The sequence below is a fragment of the Parachryseolinea silvisoli genome (assembly GCF_021190955.1).
Lineage (GTDB): Bacteria > Bacteroidota > Bacteroidia > Cytophagales > Cyclobacteriaceae > Ohtaekwangia > Ohtaekwangia silvisoli.
The window spans coordinates 54,661-66,886 of sequence record NZ_JAIOAO010000009.1 but is presented as its reverse complement, the minus strand read 5'-3'; the positions used below and the strand labels follow the sequence as shown (position 1 = coordinate 66,886).

General features: G+C 52.4%; 10 protein-coding genes. 4 read left to right on the top strand and 6 right to left on the bottom strand.

Translation table 11 applies throughout. The features are described 5' to 3' along the window. Positions 1–66: 66 nt before the first annotated feature. Both K7P01_RS31080 and K7P01_RS31075 read right to left on the bottom strand, forming a co-directional pair. Positions 67–903 (bottom strand): alpha/beta fold hydrolase, encoded by an 837-nt coding sequence (locus tag K7P01_RS31080; protein WP_267298499.1) that lies wholly within the window; start codon positions 901–903, stop codon positions 67–69. Positions 904–945: 42 nt separating this feature from the next. Continuing rightward, positions 946–2,181 (bottom strand): hypothetical protein, encoded by a 1,236-nt coding sequence (locus K7P01_RS31075; protein ID WP_267298498.1) that lies wholly within the window; start codon positions 2,179–2,181, stop codon positions 946–948. A gap of 151 nt (positions 2,182–2,332) precedes the next feature. Here K7P01_RS31075 and K7P01_RS31070 point away from each other — a divergent pair, with 151 nt between their 5' ends. Then, a complete protein-coding gene (locus K7P01_RS31070; protein WP_267298497.1) occupies positions 2,333–2,692 on the top strand; it encodes a hypothetical protein in 360 nt (119 codons plus the stop codon). Positions 2,693–2,695: 3 nt separating this feature from the next. Here K7P01_RS31070 and K7P01_RS31065 read toward each other — a convergent pair whose 3' ends face one another. Beyond that, complete coding sequence (locus K7P01_RS31065) at positions 2,696–3,223, bottom strand: DinB family protein (protein ID WP_267298496.1); 528 nt, start codon at positions 3,221–3,223, stop codon at positions 2,696–2,698. 100 nt (positions 3,224–3,323) lie between these two features. On the opposite strand from K7P01_RS31065, the gene K7P01_RS31060 reads away from it, so the two are divergent. The 3 genes from K7P01_RS31060 to K7P01_RS31050 all read left to right on the top strand — a co-directional run bounded on the left by K7P01_RS31060 (position 3,324) and on the right by K7P01_RS31050 (position 6,189). Then, positions 3,324–4,205 (top strand): arginase family protein, encoded by an 882-nt coding sequence (locus K7P01_RS31060; protein ID WP_267298495.1) that lies wholly within the window; start codon positions 3,324–3,326, stop codon positions 4,203–4,205. A gap of 212 nt (positions 4,206–4,417) precedes the next feature. Then, positions 4,418–5,806: a sensor histidine kinase gene (locus K7P01_RS31055; RefSeq protein ID WP_267298494.1), complete on the top strand. Its 1,389-nt coding sequence runs from the start codon at positions 4,418–4,420 to the stop codon at positions 5,804–5,806. Then, the gene (locus tag K7P01_RS31050) at positions 5,803–6,189 is read left to right on the top strand and encodes a response regulator (protein WP_267298493.1); all 387 of its coding nucleotides are present in this window, start codon (positions 5,803–5,805) and stop codon (positions 6,187–6,189) included. The genes K7P01_RS31055 and K7P01_RS31050 overlap by 4 nt, the downstream gene beginning before the upstream one ends. A 14-nt stretch (positions 6,190–6,203) precedes the next feature. On the opposite strand, the gene K7P01_RS31045 is transcribed toward K7P01_RS31050, so the two are convergent. The 3 genes from K7P01_RS31045 to K7P01_RS31035 all read right to left on the bottom strand — a co-directional run bounded on the left by K7P01_RS31045 (position 6,204) and on the right by K7P01_RS31035 (position 12,164). After that, on the bottom strand, positions 6,204–10,400 hold the full coding sequence (locus tag K7P01_RS31045; RefSeq protein ID WP_267298492.1) for a hybrid sensor histidine kinase/response regulator transcription factor: 4,197 nt from the start codon (positions 10,398–10,400) through the stop codon (positions 6,204–6,206). Positions 10,401–10,418: 18 nt separating this feature from the next. Further along, the gene (locus tag K7P01_RS31040; RefSeq protein ID WP_267298589.1) at positions 10,419–10,943 is read right to left on the bottom strand and encodes a cupin domain-containing protein; all 525 of its coding nucleotides are present in this window, start codon (positions 10,941–10,943) and stop codon (positions 10,419–10,421) included. 99 nt (positions 10,944–11,042) lie between these two features. Beyond that, complete coding sequence (locus K7P01_RS31035; RefSeq protein ID WP_267298491.1) at positions 11,043–12,164, bottom strand: glycoside hydrolase family 26 protein; 1,122 nt, start codon at positions 12,162–12,164, stop codon at positions 11,043–11,045. Positions 12,165–12,226: the final 62 nt, after the last annotated feature.

The window sequence follows — 12,226 nt, the reverse complement described above, 5'->3', positions numbered from 1 at the left end:
TGCTGTATTGATACCGTTCACAACCTGCGTAAACGGCTGACTGGAGGACATCCGGTCCGTTGTTCCCTAACTGTTCAGGAACCGTTCGACCGACAATCCCTCGAACTTTTCGGGGTTTTCGATCTTATGAAACACTTTCTCTAACGCCTGGTTGAGCGCTACCGGAAGCTCTAACATCGGAAAATGACAGGTGCCCTGGAGTACGAACAGCTCATAGCCAGCGTTGGCATGTTTGCTTAACAGGCTTTCGTCGGTAGGAATGTAGTCTACGTTGATCAGGTACAACTTCCACCGCAGCTGTTCCAACAGCTCCCGCTCGCGTGCAGCAAAGCCGAAGATGGACGGTAATGAGCCAATCACCATCGGCGGGTATGCCGTCCGATAGTCGTTAGTAACCATGTCGACAATGCCGATATCCGTATGGTGGGTTAACAAACCTTGTTTGGCATACGACTCTACCGTATTACCAAAGTCGGCTTCGAGATTTTGCAGAATGCTGCTGACTTGCTGCAATACCTCTTCCGGCATTTCGGTACCGGCATGCTTCAGCGAATCAATGACAACAAGCCCCAATACCGCCGCGGGATTGAGCGCGGAAGCTTCCAGGATAATATCCGAGCCCATCGAATGGCCAATCAAGATGACCTTGCTAAGGTTTAACTCCTGGATGACTGCGTTCACATCGGCAGCAAAGGCTTCTATCGTCCATTCCTGACGATCTTTTCCCGACTGCCCATGTCCCGGCAGGTCGATCGCGATCACGCGATAATGTTGTTTAAAATGCGTGATCTGTTCCTCCCAGTACAACTTGTCAATGCAGGAACCGTGCACGAAGAATAAAGTAACCTCACCGGCACTGGTGTCGATGTAATCAATCGGAAGACCATCTCTGTAAACTACCATAAGCATGGGGATTGTGAACAGCCAAAAGTTAAAAAAGCATGCCTATTCAGGTGTTTTTACGCGTCGCTTCCGAAAGTACATCCACGTTCCGGCCACCAGTAACACGAGCAATCCGCTGTAGATATGAAATTTTAATTTCCATACGCCAGACGCTTTCACAGAAGGCTCAGCGGCGGCATGTCCCCACGCAATGAACGCATCGGCCACTGGCAACTGTCCAAAAAGATACTGTTTCTTTCCATCATGGGTCACCGGTACACCGAAAGCTTCGATGCTGTTTCGCAAACCAACATATTCTTGCTGCTCCTGATAAAGTGCCAACGTGCGCAGGCCCGCCAACGAAGCTGCTGCTCCCGCTTGCAAGATTACCGGCCCCGAGTCAATGTCGCCGAAACCCACTGTCCCGGCCGGATACTCGCGTATGCAGGGCAAACCAAATCGATGCGCGATGAAGAGCGCGCGGTAACGCTCGAACTGCTCACGGGCAAAGGTGGAATGGATCTCCGGCAGAAAGGAAAGCATCAAACTTTGCGACGAACCTCGTGCTTCTTCTTTCGTCACGCCCGTTACGGGGTCAACTTCATGCGGGATCAGTCCATGAGTATCCAGTTGGCCGCGCACCCGCGTGATCCATGCATCCATGGCTTTTCGATAATGTGGTTTGAAGAGCTTGTCATGCAGCGACAACGAGGCTACTCCCACGACGGCATCGGCCGGCCAGGCACCAAATCTATACGACGGTGGGTACGGTGTCTTATCGGATTCAATGGCCTGTGCAATATCCTGACATCGCGCCCGAAAGGCCGCTACCTCGCTGGCCGACCGCTTCGATGGAGCCTGCAACAATAGTTTTCGGCCAACAACATAGTTATACCATCCCTGGTAGAAGGCTCCGTACGATAGCGGAAGAAACTCGTCAAAGATCTCGCGTGCTGTCTCCGAGCCAAGACGGTCACACGATCTTTCAACTTCCTGAAATGCTTCGCGGTATAGGGCGTCGCCCGCATCCGTTTGCCTGGCTACATCTGCCCACGCGAGTCCGTACAAGGCATTCATAAAAACATATCCTTCCGGGTATAAGCCCTGCATGTCTTCCGCCGCACCATTATCCATAGCATGCTTTAAACCCCGAAGCTCCAGCAGCAAATCATCGTATTGCACATGTCCATTCCGGATACTGAAAACCGGCTGGTAGTACAGCGCAACGTTCCAATGTATAATGAGTACAACCACTAATCCGGCCAGGACAATACTTATACTTTTCCAAAACTTCCGCATTCAAAGGATTTTATACACCGATAAAGCGGCAATTTACCCTGTAAATTCGCATCAATCGCTAACTCCGGTATAGAATATTGGAAGTGAGCCGTTCGTTGCGTATATTCCCTGATCTTTGTCGTTTAGATCACTGTTAAAATTTCCAGGGTATATGCGCGCGCTACTATGCTTATGGCTGGTCCTGCTTACTGCCTGTCAATCGGGAAGGATTCCTTGTCCCGAGCCCAAGGCCGTCAAGGTCAAACGCTCTGTAATTCACAAACGCTTTCTGGATTCCGATCAAACACTTTCTGCCAAGGCCGATGATACCAAAACGCGCGCGGCGCGGGGTGGAAACAAAAGCTCCGTACGCGTGATCAGCAGTGTGTCGGTCGAAGAATGGGATTGTCCGCAACCCGGCCGGAAAAAATATATGCCGCGATCCATCCGGCAGAATATCCGGAAGAATATGAAGAAGATCAATGCCCCCGAAAACAAGCGAGACTCCGTCGCCACACAGGTGCACCCCTAGAAATTACAACCTGCCCGACGCCCGCGCATCTTTCACCACCCGCATCGTAACATGTAACTGCCCGGCATGACGCTGTGTATGCTCCGCGGCATGTACGAGCAGGCCGAGCACCGTCGACGGTATTTGTTTACGCCCCACCCCACGGCTTTCCAGCAACGTGCGCTCGTCGGTCTGGCGCAACTGCTTCAGACAAGCATCCACCTGCTCCCGAAATCTTGTGAGTAGCACGGCCACGGTGCATCCTTCAAACGGCCGGCCTTCGCCTTCCAACGCTTGCAATTGTTTGTCGGAAAGTACCTCGCCCCGCGCATAGGTAAAAAGCCGGCTGAGTACGCCACTTAAATGTTGCAAATGAAACCCGACCGAAGCCACCGATGCAGGCTGAAGCCACAGGGCGTCATCCGGAAAATCAGTCATCCATGACTCCACTTCTTCGCGCGCTTGCAACAAAGCATGTGCCACAGGTTGAAGATGTGGCGGAATGCCGTCAATCGGACCCCGCAGCCAGACTTCCAATATATTGTGATTCATGAGCGTGTCGTACGCAACAAAGGTAGGCTGTTTATGAACGATTACCACCAGGCACAGCCTTTTACGTTGCTGTTGCAATATGAGGCCACAGCACAACAATATGACAATCCTCGCGGCGCCGTCGATTCTGGGCCTTCGCCCGTCGGGTGTCGAGCGACTAGCCGAACAATTGCTGCAGGCCGGCTTAGCAGAACGTCTTGGAATAAAACAACCGCTGCAATTCGTACCCACACAAAACGATCAGTATAGCCAGCAGCGCGATCCGCAAACGCATTGCCTCAATCCGCTCCCCTTACGGGAATTTTCGAAAACACTGGGTTCCGCCGTCCGGCGATGCGTTCCCGAAAATTTCCCCATTGTCTTAGGGGGTGACTGTAGCATACTGTTGGGTATTATGTCGGCATTAAAACGGCTCGGCACCTATGGCATCGTTTCGCTCGATGCGCACGCTGATTTCTATGAACCAGAGAAGTCTACCACCGGCGAAGTTGCCGACATGGACATGGCCATTATCAGCGGCAGAGGCCCCGACCTGCTAACCAACATCGACAATCTCAAACCCTATGTACAAGACCAACACACTATACACATAGGGCAACGCGACTGGACAGAAACACAACACTACGGCTCACGAGACATTCGTCAAACGGCCATTACCTGCATGGACCTGGCAACGCTCCGGCAACACGGCGTCGCCCGGCAGAGCGCATGGGTGGCGAATCATTTGCAATCACTGACCATCGCGGGTTGCTGGCTTCACTACGACACCGACGTGCTGGCAGACGATCTAAACCCCGCTGTAGATTACCGGCTACCCGGAGGTCTATACTACGATGAAGTCGAACTATTGGTACGAAGCCTGCTCACCACCGGTAAAATTGTCGGCATAAGTGTCTCGATTTTCAATCCCGCCCTCGACTCCGATGGACACATCACCGCAAGTCTCGTCGAACATTTCGGGCGCATTTTTGATCCGCCGTGACGTATCCTTCATGTTCGTTGCGGCGCGCGAAAACATCGAAGCGAGTGTATCCCAGACTCTTGCAAGACAGCCCGGGAGTTGTCCTGTTATCCGGTCGACTTGATAGCCATCTGTATCGACGAGTTTTACTTGCCGATTTAACATTTTTCCCCTACCTTAATATACCAAGTAATTTTCGTTGAAATCACATTCGTTGAAGCCTTACGGGCGATATGCATCCAAAAATATCCTCCATTACCCCGCGCAACGTGATTGTGTTGATCGGGATCATTTTCCTCGCGTCAGCTGTCCTGATCGTGATCAACTACTACACCATCCTGATCACGTCGGGTGTTCGCGCGTACATTAATGGTGAGTCGCAATACTCCAAAGGACAAAAAGATGCATCCCGCAATTTGTTACTCTACCTCGACACACACGATACACTTTACTTCAACCGTTTCCGCAAGGAGTTAAGTGTGAACATCGGCGACAGCATTGTGCGCGTGGGTCTCACTACCGGCGCCGACGAGTCGATTGTCCGTGCGGGCCTTACCGCGGGTCGCAATCACCCCGACGACCACAGCGACATGATCTGGCTTTTTAAGAACTTCGGAAATATCTCGTTTATGAAGCGCGCCATTGCGTTATGGAAAGAAGCCGATTACATCATTTTACAAGAATACCGGCTCGCAGAAGAGGCGCATCGCAAGATTTTACAGGGGCAACTGACAGCCGCTGACAAAGCGGAGTATGTAACAAAGATCACCGAATTTACGACAGGGCTCACCATTCGCGAGCGCGAATTCTCGGGGGTGCTGGGCGCAGCAGCACGTACGGTAAACGATTGGCTCTTTATTACCAATGTGGTCATGACCCTGTTAATAATCGGCAGCGCCAGCGGTTATGCCATGGTAATGATCCACCGACTACGCGAAAAAAACGCCGACCTCTCCCGCACCAACCACGAGCTGGACAAGTTTGTCTACAGCGCTTCACACGACTTGCGCGCACCGATCTCGTCGTTGAGCGGCCTGATCGAGATTGCGATGGTCGAAGGTGACGTAACCCAAATCAAGTCCTACCTTGCGCTCATGAAAACCACCCTGGGCAAACAGGACGAGTTCATCCGAGAAATCATCGACTTTTCGCGCAACAAACGCACCGTTGTCCACCGCAAAGAAGTAAACCTCGATACTCTGTTCGACCAGGTTGTTGCTCGCCACCAATATATGCCTGGCGCGCACGATATTGCCATTCGCAAGGAAATAACCGACCCGGTTCTCTGGGTCGACAGCCTGCGGCTGGAAATTGTCATGAACAATATCATTTCCAACGCCATCAAGTATCATGACAAATCCAAAGAAGAAAAATACATTCTTATTAAAAGCTATCGCAAGAATGGCATGCGTGTGATCGAAATCGCCGACAACGGCCAGGGCATCCTGAAGGAATACCATGAAAAGATTTTCGATATGTTCTTCGTGACACCCAACAACCAAAAGGGATCGGGGCTGGGACTCTATATCACGAAGGAAACTATCACCCGGCTCAAGGGCACAATACGGGTCGAGTCCGAATCACGGACCGGCAGCAACTTTATTATCAACATTCCCGCATGAAAACCGATTGCCAGTTCCTCATCATCGACGACAACGAGGTAGACCAACTTGTCACACAGCAGTTGCTAAAAAAAGATTTCGGCGCAGTGGAGGTTGCCCACGCGGGAAACGGCATCGAAGCCATGCAATGGATCCAGGACCTGAAGTCGAACCTGCCGAATAGCCTGGTAATTTTATTGGATGTACGCATGCCCCTGATGGACGGCTTTCAATTCCTCGACGCCTTCGAGGCGCTGAACGAAGACTTTAAGAAAATGACCAAGATCATTATGCTCTCCTCTACGCTTGATCCACGCGACATCGAACAAGCCGAAGCTCACAAGAACGTCATACAACTATTTAGCAAACCTCTGCCTGTAAAACAACTGCACGAGCTCATCTAACGGACGCCGTCGGGCTAGGCATTATCGGCCGGCGACGGTGTCGGCTGGTCCGTCTCCTCACCCGGTCTGCTTACCCCATAAGCAGAAGGCGTAACCCCAAACAGTTTCTTAAAACACTCGCGAAAGTATGGAAGGTCGTTAAACCCAACCTCGTAGGTAATCTGCGCGATGGTGAGCTCGCCCAGACCGAGCAATTGTGCCGCCCGCTTCAACCGGATGGTACGAATAAATTCATTGGCAGACTGGCCCGAAACCGCTTTGAGCTTGCGATATAATTGTGTGCGACTCATCGCCACATCACGCCCCAGGTCTTCTACACTATATGCCGGATTGGCCATGTTGCGTTCAATGCTTTCGAGCACTTGCTGTACAAACCGGGCGTCGGCCGATGTATGCGTTACTTGCTTTGGAGACAGACGGAGCGTAGACCGATCCTGGAAAGCAGCGTGCAACTGCTCCCGTCGGCGCAACATATTGCGCACCTTCAACTGCAATACCTGTGGATGGAAGGGTTTCGTAACATAATCGTCCGCGCCGGTCTCCAGCCCTTCTACTTTAAAGAGCAACGAGGTGCGGGCCGTAAGCAATATGACGGGAATATGTGCTGTACGGGCGGAAGTTTTCAGCGTGCGACAAAAGGTTATGCCGTCCATCACGGGCATCATCACGTCGCTGATAATAATATCGGGTATTTCTTCCTGGGCAATCGCCAGCCCCTCCTGCCCATCGGCCGCTTCACGAATGCTATATTCTGTCTGAAAAATTGAACGTATATAGTCGCGTACGGCGGCGTTATCTTCGACAATCAGTAGTTTTTGTACGTCTTCCGGATGCTCCGGTGGTTCCGTACCAACCGGTACCGTACCGGCGACCGGCGGCACGGTATAAACAAACGCGTCGGTCTCTTTTATACCGCTGGCGCGCTGCGACGCATCAAAGTGTGCACTACCCTTGCGGAGACGGATGGTAAACCGCGTAAAGACATGCTCTTCGCTCTCTACCGCAATAGTGCCCTGGTGCATGTCTACCAGGCTTTTTGTCAGTGCCAGGCCTATACCGGTGCTTGCATGATGCCGGTCTTCATCATAGCTAAAAAAACTTTGAAAGATATGTTCGACATGCGCGCGGCGTATACCCTTGCCACTGTCCTCCACAATTACCACTACAGCATCTTCCAATTCTTGTACCCGCAGCACAACCCGGCCACCCGCCGGTGTATTCTTGAATGCATTCGACAACAGATTAAACAAGATCTTCTCAAAATGATCACGGTCAAACCATACGTGGACCACCGGTGACGATGCCTGCAAAGTGAAGGTTAGCTGTAATTCCGTGGCCAACGCATCAAATGACAATTTTACTTCTTGCACAAATTGCACCATGTTGCCTTCGCTCACCGCCAGCGACAGATTACCCGACTCTGCCTTACGAAAATCCAACAACTGGTTTACCAGGTGCAGCAGGCGCTGCCCATTGTTTTGCACCACCAGCAGTTGGTCGCGCACCGGCTTGCCCACACCGGCGGAATCCAGCAGACTGTGCAATGGCCCGAGGATCAGCGTCAGCGGTGTGCGAAACTCGTGAGAGATATTGGTAAAGAACTGCAACTTGGCCTGATTGAGCTTCTCCTGGTTCTCGCGTTGCAACCGTTCTACTTTCAAGTCGTGGCGGAAATTGGCGCGCATCAGGATCAACTTGCGGAAGAAGTGCAGGATCAACAAGCTGGCCAGCACATATCCCACGGCCGCCCAGGTTGTTTTCCACCACGGCGGCAGAATGACCAGCGACGCCTCACTTTCGGCTTCACTCCAGACGCCGTCGCTGGTGGTAGCTTTTACTTTAAACCGGTAGTGACCGGGGTTCAGGTTGGTATAGTTGGCGTAACGGCGAGTGGCCTGTGTATAATTCCAATCCTTGTCAAACCCTTCGAGCTTATAAGCATAGCGCGTCTTCTCCGGCGCCGCATACGTCAGGGCCGTAAACTCGAATGAGATAGAGTTCTCAAAATGTTTGAGCGTTACCTCCGATGTCTCCGCGAGCGGTTTTTCCAACACTACACGTCCGCCAAACGCCGTCCCAACCGGCACAGGTTTGTTAAACACCTGAAAGTCACTGATCACCACATTGGGCACGACAGGATTGGGCACGGCGGCGGCCGGATCGATAATATTAAACCCTTCCGATCCCCCGAAGAGCAGTAGCCCCTTCGGATCTTTGTAACAAACATGGTTGTAGAAAAAACCACCCTGTATACGGTCGTGGCTATCGTAGCTCTTGACAAAGTGCGGGTTCCCGGGATCGATCACTGTCAGGCCATCCCAGTGGGCCAGCCATAGCTTGCCGCTGTCATCTTCGAGGATACTGACGAGCACATTATTACTCGGCCCGGCCTCGAAGGCATGTGACCGGAACGTTTCCGTGCGGCGGTCAAATGTATTCAACCCACCTTCGGTGCCGATCCAAAGCCCGCCGGCGTGATCCTCATACAAGGCATTGATAAAATTGTTGGTCAGCTCGCTGTGCAGGCTATCACCCCGGTAATAGTGGCGTACGTCCAGCCCCTGTGTCGTCTGGCGCACGCGGTAAAGACCATTGCCCCGGCTGCCAATCCAAAGCGCACCCGCGTGATCAGCGTGCATCACCACCATCGGCACCCGTTCCAACAGGGGCGCTTGAAACTGTACTACCCGGCCTTCGGCCGTGATCATATTCAGGCCACCACTCCACGTGCCCAGCCAGATATTGCCCCGTACGTCTTCGGCAAAAGACATGACGTAGTCATCACTGATGGGGGCCGCCGACTGCAGCCCGTAATGTTTGAACTGCGTAATCTGCGGGTTGTTTCCCACTGCTTTCTCCGAAAATGTATAGACACCATCTCCGGCCGTACTGACCCACACGTTACCGCGCGAGTCGGTAAACAACACCTGTATAAAATCCGTAAAGTCGTTTTCCTCCCGGTGCCGGATGGTATACCGTCGGAATGTGCCGTTGGTAAACCGGAACAAGCCCCCGCCGAGTGTCGAGATCCAATACCCACCATCGTGCGCACTGCGCAGGCCTGTGATGATGCTCCGCGTCGGATCAAATGCCGAAGTCTTGTACGCCGCAAAGCCTTTAGCGTAGCTGTCGTATTTGTTTAATCCTTTTTTAGTACCAACCCACAATACGCCGCCGCGGTCCAGAAAGAGCGACGTAACCGTGTTGTGGCTCAGGTTCACCGTACGATCGTCACCCCCCAGAAAACGCATGAACCTGCCGGCTTCGGGATCAAAGAAGTTTAACCCCATTTCCGATCCGGCCAGTATATAGGGATGCTCGCCGTCCACCACCATAAAGGCACGAAAGAGATTATAACCCGACGATTTACCCTCTACGATGTAGTTCATCGTCCCAGTCTCGTCGACACGTTTGATACCTTTTTTGGTACTATACCAAATCACGGGTGGCCGGCCCCGGTGCCGGGTTTCTTCAATGTGGTATATATGATGATGGAGGCTTGCGTCGGCCGGGTCGGCATCATTGTAGAGGTATCGTACAAAAGTATAATCCTTCCCGCCATGGGCACGGGGTGGTATCATTTTGTTGAGACCATATTCGGTGCCTACCCACAGGTCGCCGGTGGACGAAAGAAATATATCCGTAACGAACGGCTGGCTGAGGGTGGTTGTATCGTTCACATCCAATACAAATGCACGGAAGGAGCCGGTAGCCTCGTTCAATAGATTCAGCCCGTATTCGGTCCCTACCCACAATTGTCCCTGGTCATCTTCTTGCAACGCCCAGACGTTGTCATTGCTCAAACTGGCTGGGTTGCCGGGCTGATGCTGGAAGTGCGCAAACTTACCCGTGCGATGATCGTAGCGAAACAGTCCGCCGCGATGCGTGCCGATCCAGATCGATCCTTTCCGGTCTTCATAGATCGTGGTGATCTTGTTGCTTTTGATCTTATCCGGGGCGTTATCGGAGTGAAAGACCGTGGCGGTATACCCGTCATAACGAATCAGTCCCGACCAGGTGCCGATCCATAAATATCCCGCACGATCTTGCAAAATACAGTTGATGGAACTCTGAGAAAGTCCCAGCTTTTCAGGCAGTGCATGAAAGATGATATTCTTCTGCGGAAGCTCCGCCGGCTGGGCCACCAGCCTGACCGTGCCCAACCCGGCTACGACCAGCAGATACACCCACAGGAACCTCCGCACAAACATGAACAGATGTTTTAAAGTTTATAAGACCGACCTTCCAAAATCGTCTTGCACCCGCACGATATCGTCTTCGTCAGAAGGGTGCAAGGCATCCGTATGTTGCCAGATCTCGGCAACCATACCCCAGTTCTCCAAGCCGACCAGCCGGTGACGCTGGCCCCGATCCAACCGGATAACATCTCCGGGCATCATCGGCTGTACAATACCCTCATCGTCCGTAGGACTTATGGCCACACCGGCCTCGCCGGCGACGAGCTTCCAAATCTCCGCACGACGGTGGTGGTATTGCCACGACAGGCGCCGGGTGCCTTGTACAATCAGTATTTTCGGGCTCAGCCTCCCGCCGATGCGGAGATCCGCTACGGAAATACCCGGAAAAAACCGTTGTGCAAATTGTTGCGCTTGCGTTTCATCGATGACAAAAAAACCGCCCCAGGGCCGGGCCAGGTCGCGGGCGGTTACTAAAAGGCCATTGGCTTCCAGATATTGTTGCACTTTTTCAAAGATCGCAAGCTTTGAGTCGGTAGGGTAAAAGGTCAGGGGCATGTCGATGGGTTTGGTAACTGAAATATCGTGAATCATACAGATATTTCCTTCACCCCAACATTTATTCTAACGTACCGCATACAGGGCGGACGTTCCCTCCTACCTATATACCGCCTTCAAATCATTTTCAAACAGAGTATACGGATCCTGGTAAAAAACCTGAAAGTCGGCTGCCGCCGGATGTCCCGGATACGGCGCGTAATGATGTTTGTCATTTCCATTGCGCCACACCATGATGTAAGCCATTTGAATGGACCGATCCGATTTTAATGGTTTCAAGATTACATCGGTATACCACGATGGATTCGTGACGCCTTCTAACCCCGTTTCCGTGAACGCCGCAACTTTCTTTTTTTCCCGCGCTAATGCCGACACGGCAGACAATCCCGTCCGTAAATCATCCGCCTGCTCTTGCGGTGGCTTTTTATTCCAGGTGATGCCGACATCCATATAATTGTCATAGCCCAAAATATCTACATAGGCATCGCCAGGATATCCATATAAATAGGAAGCGCGTGCGTCCTTTAAATTCATGCGGCTACGATCGGGGGAAAAGGCATAGAGAATGTGATGCAGCCCCTTGGTATTTTTAAGATAGTCAACGGTAAAGCGCCACAATTGAATATACTCTTCCTCGGTACACAAGCCTTTGCCCCACCAGAACCAGTTTCCGTTATGTTCGTGATACGGCCGGAAAATGATGGGGATCGGCTCATGGCCATGCTTACAGGCTGCGAGGAACGCAGCCACACGATCGAGGCGCTGAACAAAGTCTGCGTGCTGTTTACCCCCCGGCAGAATGGATTGTACCGCACGCGTAGTGTCCCACGAGCAGCCGCCCGTTACCGGATTGTCCACGTGCCAGGAGATGGTGTTGATGCCGCCGCGCGCGTAGACATCGCGTATCCAGCGGTGCATGGATTCGAAGGGAACACCGTCGATGTTATTGCGTTGGCCTTCTTTGCCAAGGTCCCAACCGTGGACGGCGGGATAAGCGCCACAAACGTCCTTTATATCCGAACGGCCCTCTGTACCGGTCCAGCCGACGCCGTAGGCATCGGTTTCGTGGTGGCCGAAGAGGATGCCTTTGGTGGAGAGGGACTGGAGGTTGCGGTATAGAGATACCGTGCCAGCGGTGGCATGCGGGTCGAGGGGGTGTTGGGCCAACGTCGGTATAGTGGCGATGCTTGTGACAAGTATATATAATAGTGATCGAATCATGGTGTCTTCATTTTATGATGGATTGGGTGCGTACTACATGCACGCTCCCAATCTCACACGCA